This window comes from Ochrobactrum sp. RH2CCR150 (assembly GCA_014138095.1).
Lineage (GTDB): Bacteria > Pseudomonadota > Alphaproteobacteria > Rhizobiales > Rhizobiaceae > Brucella > Brucella gambitense.
On the sequence record JACGXE010000002.1, the window covers coordinates 277,866 to 293,062 of the forward strand.

The window sequence follows — 15,197 nt, forward strand, 5'->3', positions numbered from 1 at the left end:
GCGGCGGACAGGGCAACTTCCGGCAAAGCAGACCATGCGCTGGTCTCAGGCCGAGGGGAGTAGAAGAATGGGTAAGGTAACTGGTTTTCTAGAGATCGACCGGCAGGTAGCAAAGTACCAGCCAGCGTCGGATCGTATCCGTCACTTCCGTGAGTTCACCATTCCGATGACGGATGGTGAAGTGCAGAAGCAGGCTGCGCGCTGCATGGATTGCGGTATTCCGTTCTGCCATGGGCCGACGGGCTGCCCGGTACACAACCAGATCCCGGACTGGAACGATCTGGTCTATAACAACAACTGGGATCAGGCGATCCGCAACCTGCATCTGACCAATAATTTCCCGGAATTCACCGGTCGCGTCTGCCCGGCGCCTTGCGAGGAAGCCTGCACGCTGAACCTCGAAGATACGCCGGTTGCGATCAAGACGGTCGAGCAGGCTCTGGGCGACAAGGCTTATGAGCTGGGCTATATCGTGCCGCAGCCAGCCGCCAACAAGACCGGCAAGTCGGTCGCCATCATCGGTTCCGGCCCGGCTGGCCTTGCTGCTGCACAGCAGCTGGCGCGTGCTGGCCATATGGTCGATGTCTATGAGCGTGAAAGCCGCCCCGGCGGTCTGCTGCGTTACGGTATTCCGGACTTTAAGATGGAAAAGCACCACATCGATCGCCGCGTGGCGCAGATGGAAGGTGAAGGCGTTCGCTTCCTGTGCGGTGTGAATATCGGCGTCGACAAGCCGCTGCGCGGCCTTCTCGATACCTATGATGCCGTGCTTTACAGCGGCGGCTCCGAAAGCCCGCGCCCGGCAGGCATTCCCGGTGCCGATCTGGAAGGCGTTTTCGATGCCATGCCCTATCTGGTGCAGCAGAACCGTCGCGTCGGTCGCGAGAACATCGAGTCCGTCGCCTGGGCTTCGGCTCCGATCCTCGCTGGCGGCAAGCATGTCGTGGTCGTCGGCGGTGGCGATACCGCATCGGACTGTGTGGGCACTGCCTTCCGTCAGGGCGCAGTGAACGTTACGCAGCTCGATATTCGTCCACAGCCGCCGGAAAAGGAAGACAAGCTGAGCGTCTGGCCTTATTGGGCCACCAAGATGCGCACTTCTTCCAGCCAGGCTGAAGGCGCCGCGCGCGAGTTTCAGGTCGCAACGCTGGAATTCATCGGCGAAGAAGGCCGCCTGACCCATGTGAAGTGCTGTCAGGTTGATGAAAAGCGCAAGCCGGTTGCCGGTTCGGAATTCTTCATCAAGGCGGACCTTGCATTCATCGCCATCGGCTTTGCCGGTCCGGGTGAAGACAGCGTGGTCAAGGAACTGGGCGACAAGCTCGACGTCGCAACCGATCGTCGCGGCTCCAAGTCGGTCAGAGCCAATGAGCAGGACTATCGCACCAATGTCGACAAGCTTTACGCCGCAGGCGATGTGCGCCGTGGTCAGTCGCTGGTTGTCTGGGCGATCCGTGAAGGCCGTCAGGCCGCCCATGCCATCGATGCTGATCTAATGGGTAGCTCTGTTTTGCCCCGTTAAAAGACAAGCGATTAAATTGAAAAAGCCCGGAGTTTTCTCCGGGCTTTTTTGTGTCTGTTGGCGGTTTAGCTTTGGCTGCGCCGGGCCTTCATCACCAGATAGGTGATGGCGAGGAAGACGAACCAGAATGGCGTGACCTTCAGGGCCGCGGCGGTGTCCGGCTCTTGTGCCAGTGCCCACAGAATGAAGGCGAAGAAGGCGAAGACCATGACAACGGCGGCACGTCCGCCCGGCATTTTGAACGTGGACTTTTCATGCAGGTCGGGGCGCTTGCGACGATATTGCAGATAAGACGCCAGAATGATCGACCAGATGAAGATGAAGAGCAGGGCTGAGATCGTCGTGACAATCGTGAAGGCTTCAATGATGCTCTGGCCCGCATAAAGCAGAACCACACCTGCCAGCAGGAAAATGCACGAGAAGAACAGCGCGTTGACCGGCACCTTGCGGTTATTCAGCTTGCCGAGCGCCTTTGGCGCGAGCTTCGAAGTGGCGAGGCCATAAATCATGCGTGAGGTCGAGTAGATGCCGGAGTTCGCGCTCGACGTTGCCGAGGTGAGCACGACGAAATTGACCACATGCGCGGCGATGCCAAGACCGGCCAGCGAGAACATGGCGACGAACGGGCTGGAGCTTGGATCGACCTGATCCCATGGGATCACGGTGATGATCACAAACAGCGCACCGAGATAGAACAGGACCACGCGGATCGGGATCGAGTTGATTGCCTTTGGCAGATTGCGCACCGGGTCCTTGGTTTCGGCAGCGGCGGTGCCGACCAGCTCGATGCCGACAAAGGCGAAGACCGCGATCTGGAAACCGGCCACAAAGCCGAGGAAACCGTTGGGGAAGAAGCCGCCATGATTCCACAAATGCGCGACCGATGCCTGGCTGCCATTAGGCAGGGTAAAGCCGGTCGAAAGCATATACACACCGGCAATGATCAGCCCGACGATGGCGACGATCTTGATCAGGGCGAACCAGAATTCGATTTCGCCGAAATTGCGCACGGTGGGCAGATTGAGTGCCAGAAGCGTGAAGATCAGCCCGAGAGCCGGTATCCAGAGCGCCAGTTCCGGAAACCAGAACGACACGTAACCCGATACGGCGACGACGTCTGCCACGCCTGTCACAATCCAGCAGAGCCAGTAAGTCCAGCCGGTGAAGAATTGCGCCCAAGGGCCGAGATAGTCGCCCGCAAAATCCGCGAAGGAACGATATTCGAGGTTGGATAACAGGATTTCGCCCAATGCGCGCATCACGAAGAACAGCATGAAGCCGATCACCGCATAGACGAGCAGGATCGACGGGCCAGCCAGCGAAATGGTCTTGCCTGAGCCCATGAAAAGGCCGGTGCCGATGGCACCGCCAATGGCGATCAGCTGCAGGTGTCTGTTGGATAGATTGCGCGCAAGGTGAGTATCCTCCTCCCGATCGGAATCGACAGAAGGTTTGGATGCGATGTTCATTCAAACGCCTCTTTTTATCAGGCGGATGCCGGTAAATCGCACCCGCGATTGTCCGCCCGGTCAGGCGAACGGTGCTTTCTGATAAACGATGAGAACGGCGATGGGAACAGCGCGGAATATAATAATTAGGCTAATATTTGACGGGAAAACCGCTAATCAAAGCACTAATATAGAATTTATATAACTATTAGAGGGCCATCCGTTAGGGGGTTGCGCTTGGGCGCGGCCATGAAAAATCGTCGGCGCGGCCAGGCGCGGGTTTCTTCTCGACCGGTTCCGGTCGTGGCGTTTGTGGCCGGACGCCAAGATTGCCGCCGAGCAGAACACCGCTATCATCCTTGTTGATGTCGCGCAGGCTGACGGGCGCGATCCGGTCAACCGGCTTTGATGGGTCTTGTGCCCCGGCAGCTGGCAGGGGCTGGCCCTCTTCCCTGCCGCCGCCCAGATAGGCGCGCAACGGCTTTTCGGCATAGAAGGCGAGCTTGCGCTTGCCTGCCGAAGTGATGTTGATGCCATCGTTTCCGCGCAAGCGCGCCGTCTGGCCGTTAATGTCGAAGCCTGTTTGGGTGAAATTGCCGTCCTCGTCGATGAAGCCATCCCAGACGTCGGCAAACTTGCCGCCTGCCTTTTCCGTGGTGGTGCGGTAGATTTCATTCAGCGCCAGCATATCCTGCGACATGCCTTTCGGTCGGAAGGAAGGCTGCCCCACCCAGACGAGCGGATAGTGGCGGTCGCTGATCACCTTGACGAACTGCGCCACGCGCTTCTGATACTCGGTCGTCCATTCCGGTGAGCGGGCGGCGAGGCTGGCGCCATTGGTCGTGATCGCCTGACGGTCGTTGGAGCCGATCATCACGACAACGGCGGCAGGTTTTTCTTCGTCCAGTATCTTGCCGATATTGTCCGGCCAGTTGAAATGGTCGTCGCGCACGAAACCGGATGACCCGTTGATACGGCTCGCGACGGTCAGGTCCGGGTCAGATGCAAAGGCCACATCAAGGCCTTCAGCCAATCCGCTGCCGATGAAGTCACCGACGACCAGAACCTTCTTTGCATCCGGGCTTTTCTCGACGACAGGCACTGCGGGCACGGCTGGTTCGGGAGCGGGCTTGCGGGAAACGGGCGATGGTGTCTTCGGTGCGCGTTTCGGCTTTGGCCGGCTTTGCTGAGGCTGGGGCTGTTCATATTGGCGCTGGGGCTGCCGTGAACCGAACAGCAAGTCGAGCAGTGTTCGTGGACGATCCTGCGCCGATGCGCTGGCCAGACCGGAAAGCAGCAGTGCAAATGCCGCCAGCATGATACCGACAGCTTTCAACATATTGCCTGCAATCCGAGGTTTGCGCATCAATTCCGCTTTCGTTGCAAAGCCACAGTAACCCGGCTCGCCGCAAAAATAAAATGGAGCGCGTTTCATGGGAAACGCGCTCCGATCAATCAGTCTGTTGTCTTAACGACGGCGCAGAACGGACAAGACTTCCTTGCTCGGATGCCCATCCGGCTGCAAGCCGTTGCGCTGTTGGAAAGCCTCGATGGCCTTGCGGGACGTCGAGCCGATCTTGCCGTCGATATTACCGTCATAATAGCCGAGCGCCTTGAGATGCGTCTGCAATTCCTGACGCTCATTCATGGTGATCGGCGTAAAGGGACGGTTCCAGTCTTGCCGCAGCCCCTGATAACCGCTGATGCGGTCTGCGAGGAGGCCTACGGCCAGCGCGTATTTGTCGGCATTGTTATAGCGCTTGATGACGAAGAAGTTCTTGGTCATCAGGAAGGCCGGCCCCTGACGCCCATCCAGCACCTTCAGCGTTACCTTTTCGCTTGCGTCGGGGAAGGGGCGTCCATTGGCGCGCACGACGCCGCGCTTTTGCCATTCGGCCACGCTCAGCGAACCGGACGGGAACTTGCCGCCAGCGGGAAGCACCACTTCATAGCCCCATGTCCGGCCCGGCTGCCAGCCATTGCGATGCAGGAGATTGGCAGCAGTGCCGAGCGCATCGGGAATGGAATTCCAGATGTCGCGCTTGCCATTGCCGTCCATATCGACAGCATAAGCCTGATAGCTGGTCGGGATGAACTGCGTGTGGCCAAGGGCGCCCGCCCACGAACCGGACAGATGCCCGCGGTCGATATCGCCGGTCTGGAGAATTTTCATCGCAGCGATCAACTGGGTGCGCCCATATTTGGCGCGCTTTGGATCGGCATAGGCCAGCGTTGCGAGGGAACGGACCGCATCGCGCATCACGTCGTCGCGCTTGAGAATCTCACCGTAATTGCTTTCCATCGACCAGATGGCTAGCAGAATATTCCGGTCAACCGAGAAGCGCTGTTCGATGCGCTGTAGCCATGGGCCCCATTTGCGCGCCATGTTCTGGCCAACGCCGGTGGAATCCTCATTCACGCGGTTGTCGATGTAATTCCAGACAGGTTCAGTGAACTCCGGCTGATAGCGGGCCTTTTCCAGCACGACGGGATCAGGCGCGTCGACACCGCGAAACGCGCGGTCGAATGTCGACGGCGAAACACCGGCGTTGATGGCGACCGGACGGAAACTCGCCACCCACTGGCGAAATTTCGCGTCGGCAAAAGCCGAACCGGTCGATAGAGCGGATACCAACACCGCAACAGCAACCGTCGCGGTTACCTTGAGCTTCAGCGTCTGTCCCAGTGTGAATGGAAATCGCAGCATTCTGTGTTTCCCTTCTGCAATCGTCTTCATGCCGAAATGCTTATTATTCCGGCGCGTGTCTTAAGAATGTCGATGCCGCTTGGTTCAGATTGCATAAGCTAACTAATACCATCCACCGTTGAAATTTGGCAGTGTAAAATTGGGCATCGACCAGTTGAACGTTCAAATTAAACCCTGTCGGTTAGCATTTGGTTTACCATCGAGAGGGTGGGGGAAAATTTGCCCGAAAATTGGAAAAATTTTTGAATCAAACAACATTAAGAATGGGTCATTTAATGTGATGGTATGGCTTGTGTAATTTCGTCGTTCTTTAATGAAATAGCCTTATTTGAAATTCAGTTGCTTCAGTGCTTTGATAGCAAAGTAGCGTTAGTGAAAATCGAGGAGACGAATGAGTTCGATCCGCAAAATCCGCAAAGCCGTTTTCCCTGTTGCCGGTCTCGGCACCCGGTTCCTTCCCGCCACCAAATCCATTCCGAAGGAAATGCTGACGGTCGTAGACAAGCCCGTCATCCAATATGTGGTCGATGAGGCGCGTGAGGCTGGCATCGAACATCTGATTTTCGTCACCGGACGCAACAAGGCGGTCATCGAAGATTATTTCGATGCGCAGGTCGAGTTGTATGCCACGCTTGCCGAACGCGGCAAAAAGGCCGAGCTTGATCATCTGCAGGATTTGCAGCCGCAGCCGGGCACGACGAGCTTCACCCGCCAGCAGGTTCCGCTGGGCCTTGGTCATGCTGTCTGGTGTGCCCGCGAGCTGGTCGGCGACGAGCCGTTCGCGCTTCTGCTGCCGGATATGGTAATGCAGTCGAAGAAGGGCTGCCTGGCCGAAATGGTCGAGCTTTACGAAAAGACCGGCGGCAATGTCATCGCGGTGCAGGAATGCGACCCGGAAGAGGCGCATAAATACGGTATCGTCGGCAAGGGCAATGCAATCGGCTCCGGTTTCGAGATCACCCAGATGGTTGAAAAGCCTGCCAAGGGCACCGCGCCGTCCAATCTCTACATCAATGGTCGCTATATTCTGCAGCCGGAAATTTTCGAGCTGCTGAGCAAGCAGGAAAAGGGTGCTGGCAACGAAATCCAGCTCACCGACGCGATGCTGAAACTGGCCGATGCGCAGAAGTTCTACGGCTTCGACTATCAGGGCCGCACTTTCGATTGCGGTTCCAAGGCGGGCTTTATCGAGGCCAATGTCGCCTTCGCTCTGTGGCGTCAGGATATCCGCCCATCGGTGGAAGTTTCGATCAGCGAATTGCTGGAAACGATCAAGCCTGCCTGAGATCGTTAGCCCGAAAATCTAAAACCGCCTTCAGTCATGAGGGCGGTTTTTTTGTATGCAGAGCATTTCCAGCAAAAGTGCGAAGCGGTTTTGCGTTGGATAATGCGTAAAAGCAAATAGCGTTTAGCGCTGCACTTTCACGCCGAGATAAATGCTGTTGGATTTATACTCGCGCTCCGAGATCTGGCTTGTCAGGAATTCGTGACGCAGGCGCGCATCGAGCCCCACAAAACGGTTGATCCAGTAGGTCGCGCCAATCTGTGCGCCTAGCGTATAATCCGTGCCGGTGCCATCCTTGTTTGCGCGGATAAGCGCATCGACCCGGCCATTGAGGCTAAGATCTGACAGGACGCGATGTGTGACATCGAGGCTTGCGAATTGCAGCAGCGATCCGGCAATGCCCGGTGTGGTGGACATATCCACGGTGGTTTGCGAATAAAGCCGCACATCGGTGCCGCGCAACGGTGACCAGTTGAGTGCGGCATTGATCGACGGTCCGCTGACAGCACCAAGACGGTCGTCGTCGCTGGTGGCGCGCATATAACCGGCGGCGAACTCTCCGTTCAGCTTCTCTCCCATGTCGACCATCAGGCCGCCGCGCAGCGCAAATTGCGATCCACTGCGTTCATAGCCGTTGCTATCCACGCGCTCATCGAAAATGCGTTTGCCCAGTTCGACTTCGGCAAAAGGCTTGATGGCTTGCGACACGGAGAAACCACCGCGCAGCGTGATGCTGGCATAGGTGTTATCACGATCCTTCTGGCTGACGGTTCCGCCGGAAGGCAGTTCTGCATCGCCATACATGTCGTGTTCGACGCGGCCCGTGGCGCGCCCGAAAACAAGCCCGGTATCGTGTTCGACGCCGAGACTGCCGTTAAATGTGTGAACCAGCGGACGCTTCAAGGCGTCGACGACACCATTCGGGTTGGAGGCGCTTTCACGCCGCAGCCTGTACCCCGCGCCGGTATTGACCGTGGTCTGATCCGTCAGGTCGAGGCGCAGATTGCCTTGAATGTCGATCTGCGGTTCGTTCACATCCTGACCGGAGATGGATTTGCTCATCGTGCCCGATGCATCGAGCGTCGCCTGATGCCGCGCCCAGTCGGACTGCGCATTGAGCCGCAACGTGGTTTCGGAAAGGACGGAACTGGAGCCGGTGGGGCTATTATCACCATTCGATGTCGCGCGGATGCCTTGTTCAAGCGACGGGCGTAGCACGAAAGATCCGGCACGCATGCCAACCGGCGCAAAGGGATCGGCCTCTTGTGTCGGACCGCGCCCCTGTTCCGGCGTTTGGCGCGTGTTTTCACGCTGTACGCGTCCGCTATCGCTATCCGCTTCGCTGGTTATTGCACCAACGCGCATGGTGTCGGGCTGGAGGGCCTGCTGATCCTGTGCCTGCGCAGCCGGATTTGGCTGCGGCTGTGCATCAGCTGCGGCGGCATTGTCCTGCGTCGGTGCATAGAATGCGTCGGAACCGTCATCGCCACTGCCGGTGGTGCCAGCATTGTCGGAACGGCCGGGCGCGGCCAGCCCTCGCGTGGCAAGCGTATCCGGCGAAGAGGCGGAAAGCACATCTTCCGGGACACTGCCGCGAAGATAGGCGTCCTGAGCATGCGAGAGGGAAGGGAGGATAGCCATCGCCGCACCCGCCAGAAACAGGCTTCTCAGCCTGCTGGCAATGGGCGTCGAACCGCCGGATAGGGGCTTGGCAAATGGCATATGTAATTTCAAACCGTTGCAACGTGGTAGATGAACGGTAAAGGCACATGGTTAATTCTTGGTTGCCATTGCCCGCGTTGCCGAGCGAAAGCAATTATTTATCGGCAATAAAAGCTTGGACAACGGACAGCGAAGAGGCTAACGCTTTCGACCATGGAAAAGCTCGATCAGACCCAGATTTCGACGGGTGCGGAAGCGGCCATCGCTTCGGCGCTCCGGACCATTAGAACCGAAAACGAAGGCCTCGCCGCGCTTGAACAAGCGCTTGGCAACGGCTTGTCCGGCCCTTTCACGGAGGCTGTGAATCAGATCATTGCCGCCAAGGGGCGTCTGGTCGTCACGGGCGTCGGCAAGAGCGGTCATATCGGCGCGAAGCTTGCCGCCACTTTTGCCTCGACGGGAACGGCGGCGTTTTTCGTGCATTCGGCGGAAGCCAATCACGGCGATCTTGGCATGATCGACCGCGACGATGTGATTCTGGCGATTTCCTGGTCTGGTGAAACGGCAGAGCTGAAGGGCGTCGTCAATTATTCGCAGCGCTTTCGCATTCCGCTGATTGCAATCACCTCGCGTGAGGATTCGGCGCTCGGTCGTGCGGCCAATATCGCGCTTATATTGCCCAAGACGGCGGAAGCCTGCCCGCATGGTCTGGCGCCGACGACATCGACCATGTTGCAGCTGGCCATCGGCGATGCGCTGGCGATAGCGCTTCTGGAAGCCCGCGGTTTTACGCCGAGCGATTTCAAGACCTTCCATCCCGGCGGATCGCTGGGTGCGAGCCTTATCCATATCCGCGATATCATGCATCGTGGCGACCGCATCCCGCTGGTGCCGGTCGGCACCGCCATGGTGGACGCGATGAAAGTGCTGGCGCAAAAGAGTTTTGGCTGCGTGGTCGTGGTTGATGATAACGGCGAACTGGCCGGTATCGTTACAGACGGCGATATTTCGCGCAATCTGCATCGCAGTCTTGCGGAACTGGCGGTTGATGACATCATGACCCGCAAGCCCAAGACGGTCGACCAGAATATGCTGGCAACCGCCGCGCTCAACGCCATCAACGAAAACCATATTGGCGCACTGATCGTGGTCGAGGACAACCGCCCGGTCGGCCTCGTGCATTTCCACGATCTGCTGCGGATCGGGGCTGCCTGATTAAGGGAGTAGGGGAATAAGGCAGTAAGGGAGTATGTTGACGAAGAGGGCATGACATACTGCCCTATTCCCCTAAACCGCCACTTCTATCTCTAGCGAAACCGGATCGAAGGCCACGACACGAACTTCTGTTCCTGCGGGCAGGTCCGGTCCTTTCACACGCCATGTCGTATCGTTGATACGAATGCGTCCGCGCCCATTGATGATAGGCTCGGTCAGTGTCGTGCGCTGGCCAACGAGTTGTTCACCGCGCCGGTTGAGCAGAGGCTCGTCCTGGTTGTCACTCCTCGAGCCGAAGAAGCGGCGGCCTGCCAGTGCGAAAACGACTGACAGAACAAGAAAAACAACCAGCTGGAACTGCCAGCCAAAGCCGGTGGCCGATGACAGGAGGAAGGCTATACCTCCGGTCACCAGTGCTGCGAGGCCGAACCAGATGAAGAAAATGCCGGGCGCCAGAATTTCCAGAATGAGCAGGACCAGTCCCAGAACCAGCCAGCTATAAATGCCAAGTCCGGACAGAAGTTCGATAATCATGGCGCTCCGTCCTTGTTTTAGCTGCGGTTGGTCGGCGGAACGCTACGCGGACGCGACAGGCCCGGCGATGGCGGTGTCGGATCGACAGGCTTGCTGCCGTCGCCGAATACTTCCCGCGCGATGGCGCCAATACCGCCGAGCGAACCGATGAGCGAGCTTGCCTCCAGCGGCATCAGCACGACCTTCTGGTTCTTGGCGCTGGCAATATTGCTCAGCGCTTCGGTGTATTTCTGTGCCACGAAGTAGTTGAGCGCCTGCACATTGCCGTTGGAAACGGCGTCCGACACCAGTGTCGTGGCCTTTGCCTCGGCCTCGGCCAGACGCTCGCGGGCTTCTGCTTCGCGCTTCGCGGCTTCCAGCTTGCCTTCGGCTTCGAGAATTTGAGACTGCTTCTGGCCCTCGGCACGCAGAATTTGCGCGTTGCGGTCGCCTTCGGCTTCCAGAACCTGTGCGCGCTTGTCGCGCTCCGCCTTCATCTGGCGAGCCATCGAGGTGACGATATCTGCCGGCGGATTGATATCCTTGATTTCCACGCGGGTCATCTTGATGCCCCACGGGTGGGCCGCTTCGTCAACCACTCGCAGCAGGCGATCATTGATCGCATCGCGGTTGGAAAGCAATTCGTCGAGGTCCATCGAACCCATGACCGTACGGATATTGGTCATGGTGAGGTTGAGGATCGCATATTGCAGGTTGGCGACCTGATAGGCTGCCTGCGCCGCGTTCAGCACCTGATAGAAGGCAACGCCGTCGACGCCGACAATGGCGTTATCGCGGGTGATGACTTCCTGTGTCGGAACGTCCAGCACCTGCTCCATCATATTGAGGCGCGCGCCGATCCGGTCGAAGAAGGGAACGATCAGGTTCAAGCCCGGATTGAGCGTGCGCGTATAGCGGCCGAAACGTTCCACCGTATAGTTGAAACCCTGCGGCACCGTCTTGATACCTGCAAAGAGTGTCGCCAGAACCAGCGCAGCCAGAATAAGCAGCGTGATGTCGAAACCTGTCATTGTCTAACCCTTATCCGTTAGGGGAGTAGGTGAGTAGGGGAATAAGGGAGTATGAAAACCTATTCCCTTACTGCCTTATTCCCCTATTCCCTTATATTACACCCAACCCAGCAATTCGCGCCGTACCATCGTTTCGATAACCTTCATGCCTTCCTCGCTATCGTTGAGGCAAGGGATGTGGCTGAAATTCTCGCCGCCGTTTTCATGGAAAAGATGGGCGGCTTCATTACCGATCTCGTCAACCGTTTCCAGACAGTCCACGACAAATCCCGGATTGAGCACCGCAACGGATTTGACGCCCTGTTTCGCCAGATTTTCCACGGTCTCGTCCGTGTAAGGCTGGAGCCATTCCTCCGGCCCGAAACGGGACTGGAAGGTAGAGCGGAACTGGTTTTCGTCCATTCCAAGCCGGATGCGCAAAAGGCGCGAGGTTTCCAGACATTGTTCGCGATAAGGATCGCCCTTGTCGGAATAGCTTTTCGGAATGCCGTGATAGGAGGCCAGAATCACTTCCGGTTTGAAGGAAAGCGTTGCGAGATGGCTTTCAATGGAACGCGCCAGCGCTTCGATATAAACCGGTTCCGACTCGTAAGACGGAATGGTGCGGCTAGCGGGCATGAAGCGCTTTTTCATCAGCGCTTCGAAGAACTTGTCGTTCACCGTCGCGGTCGTGGTGGCCGAATATTGCGGGTAGAGCGGGAACACGACGATACGCTCGCAGCCCTGTTGCAGCAGTCGGTCAGTCACGCTTTCGATGGACGGCTGGCCATAGCGCATCGCCCAGTCCACGACCACGTTGGGAATGTCTGCGAGTGCAGTGCTAAGCTTTTCGCCTTGAGCGCGCGTAAAGGTGCGCAGCGGCGATTCATTCTTTTCGTGGTTCCAGATGCGGTCGTACAGCTTGCCCGAACGCTTGGGGCGCGTGTTGAGCACGATGCCGTAGAGAATCGGATACCAGAACAGGCGCGACCACTCGATCACGCGGCGGTCAGACAGAAACTCGGCAAGATAGCGCCGCATCGGGGCGTAACTCGTGCCGTCCGGCGTCCCCAGATTGACCAGCAGAACCCCGACTTTGGGCAGTTTCGCTTGCGCGGACTGATCTGGGTTCTGGTGTACTGTATCAATCTTGCTCATGAGCCGACTCCTATCCCGCTGGAAAATAGAGCATTTCCAGCAAAAGTGTGAAACGGTTTTACGCGGGAAATGCGTAGTAAGCAAAGGCCAGAAAAAGCGGCAAATTACAATCCTGACAATTGCAGACAACAAAAAATTCAAGCGGCGCGAGCATCGCCCGCGCCGCTTGAACTGGAATGGATATTACGTTTCGCTTTTAGCTGGTTGCGCGGCGGGACAGCGAGAAGCGCGAGCCTGCCGACGAGGTGCAGTTCAGCTGGTTTTGCGAAACCAGAGCGCAATTGACCTTGGATGAGGTGCCGCGCACGATCGAGCGCATGTCGATTTCAACGAGCTGTGGCGACTGATAGCGATAGTTGCCTTCGGCCAGCCGTTCATTGGTATCGGTGGTGCGGGTTTCAAAGATGCCGCCGTTGAACGACGACACGATGCCGTTTGGATCGACCCAGCTGCCTTCGATACCGCTTGGTGCGCGGGAGACAGTTGGAACATTGCCGCCGACCGGTCCGGTCGTTTCGCAAGCCGCCAGCACAAGCGACATGACGGCAAGTGGGGCAACGATGCGGAAGCTTTTCATGTCCAATCTCTCTCCAAATGGGGATAATGACTTGTGATGAATCGAAACTTACACGAAAACAAGTCCCGAATGTGAGGATTGGCCGCCAGACTTGTTAATTTATTGGTAATGATGCAAAATCGCCGCGCAGATGGCGGTGTTAGGCCGTGAATATCAGCCCGAAAGATATAAGCATCAGCATGATAAGCAGGCTTGCCGACCACTTGTTCGCGCGACTGATCAGGGCGTTGCGTGTCGGATTGTTCTTGACGGCTCCATAGGAGGCGAGGGACTTCGCCGTCTGATAGATGGCCAGATAGACGACCATCGAAACAAGGCCAATCGTCCATCCAGTTTGCACAAGCTGGCTTGGATGTCCCGGCACACCCAGAATCCACGGCAGGATCAGCAGCCCGCAGAGCAATGCCACGAGATCGGGAAAGCGGTCTGCCGCTATGCGTCTTAATTGACCGGGCATTTTGGGGAAATCACATCAATTTCGTTCGAAATGCTGAGACGCAAAGGCCCGGTCAATGCCGGGCCCTGCTTTGTTTCATCAGCGCACGAGCACGTTGCGGAACTGCCATGGGTCTTTGGTGTCGAGGTCTTCCTCGAACAGATGACCGCGACCTTCAAGGGGCGTCCAGTCGGTGTAATAGCCTTTGACCGGACCCAGATACTGCATCTGGACGTCGAGGCAGCGGCGATAGTCGATCTCGTCGGTTTCGACGATGCCGCTGTTCGGGTTTTCAAGCGCCCAGACCATACCGGCCAGAACGGCGGACGAAACCTGCAAGCCGGTTGCGTTCTGATAGGGCGCAAGCTTGCGCGCTTCCGCGACAGTCAGCTGCGAACCGTACCAGTAGGCGTTCTTGTCATGACCATAGAGCAGAACGCCCAGTTCGTCCGAACCGTCGAGGATTTCGGCTTCCTCGAGCACATGCTGGACAGGTTGGGCTTTGCCGCCCGCGCCGAACATTTCGTCCAGCGAGAGAATGGCGTCATTGCTCGGATGATAGGCATAATGACACGTCGGGCGGTAGTCGAGCTTGCCCTTCTTGTCCCGCACGGTGAAGAAATCGGAGATCGAGATCGCTTCGTTATGGGTGACGAGCAGGCCGAATTGCGCGCCGAGCGTTGGGCACCACGTGCGGATACGCGTATTGCCGCCGGGCTGTTCAAGGAAAATCGCCGCCTTCGTGCCCTTCTTCTGCTTGCGCGCATTCTTCGGCTTCCACTTTTCGTGGCTGCCCCAGCCGAGTTCGGCAGGCTGCAAGCCTTCGGAAATGAAGCCTTCCACGGACCAGGTATTCCAGAACGTGTTGAACGGCTTTGGTTCCTTGGCGCGCTGTGTATCGCGTTCGGCGACGTGCACACCCTTCACGCCAGCCTTTTTCATCAGCTTGGCCCAACCGTTGCGGTCATCTGCCGCCGGTTCGGTGAAGTCGAGCTTGAGTTCAGTTGCCAGATCGACAAGCGCTTTCTTGACGAACCACGACACCATGCCCGGATTGGCGCCGCAGCACGCAACGGCGGTCGGGCCGCCGGGATTCTTGCGCTTTTCGGCCAGCAGGGTTTCGCGCAGCGCATAATTGGTGCGCGCGGCATTATCCGCCTTGGCGTCGAAATAGAAGCCAAGCCACGGCTCGACAACGGTGTCGATATAAAGCGCGCCGTTCTTGCGGCTATAGTGCATCAGATCGACGGAACCGGTATCAACCGACAAATTGACGACAAATGCCTGTCCTTCCGCACCTTTCAGGAACGGATCCAGCACTTCTGCGTAATTGTCCTTGGTGATCGCCTGCTTGACGAAACGAATGCCTTTGTCGTCAAGAATCTGGCGGTTCTTCTCGCTCGGGTCGATCACGACCATCCGCGATTTGTCGAATTTGAAATGACGCTCTATCAGCGGCAGGGTACCGCGCCCGATCGACCCAAAGCCGATCATGATTACGGGGCCGGTGATCTCGCTATAGACTTGCCATTTCGCTTTCGCCATTTTCTTCCTCTGTGTAAACCGCTCAAATTTGCGGTGTTTCGCTCTGTTACCGTTCGTCGGCAGGTTTGAAACCGCAACAATAACACAACTTCATACAAAGAAAGAAACGTCACAGCCCT

12 protein-coding genes and 1 pseudogene are annotated in these 15,197 nt (G+C 57.5%); 3 read left to right on the top strand and 10 right to left on the bottom strand.

Going from position 1 to position 15,197, the window contains the following annotated elements; genetic code table 11:
• Positions 1–67 precede the first annotated feature (67 nt).
• Positions 68–1,522, top strand: coding sequence for a glutamate synthase subunit beta (locus FHW03_RS04975; protein ID WP_182519624.1), 1,455 nt, complete (start codon positions 68–70; stop codon positions 1,520–1,522).
• Positions 1,523–1,587: 65 nt separating this feature from the next.
• On the opposite strand, the gene FHW03_RS04980 is transcribed toward FHW03_RS04975, so the two are convergent.
• The 3 genes from FHW03_RS04980 to FHW03_RS04990 form a co-directional block, all read right to left on the bottom strand.
• Complete coding sequence (locus tag FHW03_RS04980; RefSeq protein WP_182519625.1) at positions 1,588–2,991, bottom strand: amino acid permease; 1,404 nt, start codon at positions 2,989–2,991, stop codon at positions 1,588–1,590.
• Between the two features lie 202 nt (positions 2,992–3,193).
• Positions 3,194–4,336 (bottom strand): DUF459 domain-containing protein, encoded by a 1,143-nt coding sequence (locus tag FHW03_RS04985; RefSeq protein WP_182519626.1) that lies wholly within the window; start codon positions 4,334–4,336, stop codon positions 3,194–3,196.
• Positions 4,337–4,438: 102 nt separating this feature from the next.
• A complete protein-coding gene (locus FHW03_RS04990) occupies positions 4,439–5,677 on the bottom strand; it encodes a lytic murein transglycosylase (protein WP_182519627.1) in 1,239 nt (412 codons plus the stop codon).
• A gap of 391 nt (positions 5,678–6,068) precedes the next feature.
• Here FHW03_RS04990 and galU point away from each other — a divergent pair, with 391 nt between their 5' ends.
• Entirely contained in the window at positions 6,069–6,962 is an 894-nt protein-coding gene (gene galU, locus FHW03_RS04995; protein ID WP_182519628.1) for a UTP--glucose-1-phosphate uridylyltransferase GalU, read from the top strand.
• Between the two features lie 123 nt (positions 6,963–7,085).
• Here galU and FHW03_RS05000 read toward each other — a convergent pair whose 3' ends face one another.
• A complete protein-coding gene (locus tag FHW03_RS05000; protein ID WP_182519629.1) occupies positions 7,086–8,684 on the bottom strand; it encodes an outer membrane beta-barrel protein in 1,599 nt (532 codons plus the stop codon).
• Between the two features lie 153 nt (positions 8,685–8,837).
• Here FHW03_RS05000 and FHW03_RS05005 point away from each other — a divergent pair, with 153 nt between their 5' ends.
• The gene (locus FHW03_RS05005; protein WP_182519630.1) at positions 8,838–9,839 is read left to right on the top strand and encodes a KpsF/GutQ family sugar-phosphate isomerase; all 1,002 of its coding nucleotides are present in this window, start codon (positions 8,838–8,840) and stop codon (positions 9,837–9,839) included.
• 64 nt (positions 9,840–9,903) lie between these two features.
• Here the strand turns inward: FHW03_RS05005 and FHW03_RS05010 are convergent.
• From FHW03_RS05010 to FHW03_RS05035, 6 genes and pseudogenes are all read right to left on the bottom strand, one after another.
• Positions 9,904–10,373, bottom strand: a pseudogene (locus tag FHW03_RS05010) (NfeD family protein).
• A gap of 17 nt (positions 10,374–10,390) precedes the next feature.
• On the bottom strand, positions 10,391–11,383 hold the full coding sequence (locus tag FHW03_RS05015; protein ID WP_151588954.1) for an SPFH domain-containing protein: 993 nt from the start codon (positions 11,381–11,383) through the stop codon (positions 10,391–10,393).
• Between the two features lie 96 nt (positions 11,384–11,479).
• Complete coding sequence (gene hemH, locus FHW03_RS05020; RefSeq protein WP_182519632.1) at positions 11,480–12,520, bottom strand: ferrochelatase; 1,041 nt, start codon at positions 12,518–12,520, stop codon at positions 11,480–11,482.
• Positions 12,521–12,716: 196 nt separating this feature from the next.
• Positions 12,717–13,097, bottom strand: coding sequence for an outer membrane lipoprotein Omp10 (omp10, locus tag FHW03_RS05025; RefSeq protein ID WP_109368022.1), 381 nt, complete (start codon positions 13,095–13,097; stop codon positions 12,717–12,719).
• Between the two features lie 139 nt (positions 13,098–13,236).
• Positions 13,237–13,554: a hypothetical protein gene (locus FHW03_RS05030; RefSeq protein WP_182519633.1), complete on the bottom strand. Its 318-nt coding sequence runs from the start codon at positions 13,552–13,554 to the stop codon at positions 13,237–13,239.
• A 78-nt stretch (positions 13,555–13,632) separates the two neighbouring features.
• Complete coding sequence (locus tag FHW03_RS05035) at positions 13,633–15,078, bottom strand: homospermidine synthase (RefSeq protein ID WP_182519634.1); 1,446 nt, start codon at positions 15,076–15,078, stop codon at positions 13,633–13,635.
• Between the last annotated feature and the right edge of the window lie 119 nt (positions 15,079–15,197).

Excerpts from the sequence above, each read along its gene's own strand:
- hemH (WP_182519632.1), bottom strand. The coding sequence starts at position 12,520 with ATGAGCAAGATTGATACAGTACACCAGAACCCAGATCAGTCCGCGCAA.
- FHW03_RS05015 (WP_151588954.1), bottom strand. The coding sequence starts at position 11,383 with ATGACAGGTTTCGACATCACGCTGCTTATTCTGGCTGCGCTGGTTCTG.
- FHW03_RS05000 (WP_182519629.1), bottom strand. The coding sequence starts at position 8,684 with ATGCCATTTGCCAAGCCCCTATCCGGCGGTTCGACGCCCATTGCCAGC.
- FHW03_RS04985 (WP_182519626.1), bottom strand. The coding sequence starts at position 4,336 with ATGCGCAAACCTCGGATTGCAGGCAATATGTTGAAAGCTGTCGGTATC.
- FHW03_RS05005 (WP_182519630.1), top strand. The coding sequence starts at position 8,838 with ATGGAAAAGCTCGATCAGACCCAGATTTCGACGGGTGCGGAAGCGGCC.
- FHW03_RS04990 (WP_182519627.1), bottom strand. The coding sequence starts at position 5,677 with ATGCTGCGATTTCCATTCACACTGGGACAGACGCTGAAGCTCAAGGTA.
- FHW03_RS04975 (WP_182519624.1), top strand. The coding sequence starts at position 68 with ATGGGTAAGGTAACTGGTTTTCTAGAGATCGACCGGCAGGTAGCAAAG.
- omp10 (WP_109368022.1), bottom strand. The coding sequence starts at position 13,097 with ATGAAAAGCTTCCGCATCGTTGCCCCACTTGCCGTCATGTCGCTTGTG.
- galU (WP_182519628.1), top strand. The coding sequence starts at position 6,069 with ATGAGTTCGATCCGCAAAATCCGCAAAGCCGTTTTCCCTGTTGCCGGT.
- FHW03_RS05030 (WP_182519633.1), bottom strand. The coding sequence starts at position 13,554 with ATGCCCGGTCAATTAAGACGCATAGCGGCAGACCGCTTTCCCGATCTC.
- FHW03_RS04980 (WP_182519625.1), bottom strand. The coding sequence starts at position 2,991 with ATGAACATCGCATCCAAACCTTCTGTCGATTCCGATCGGGAGGAGGAT.
- FHW03_RS05035 (WP_182519634.1), bottom strand. The coding sequence starts at position 15,078 with ATGGCGAAAGCGAAATGGCAAGTCTATAGCGAGATCACCGGCCCCGTA.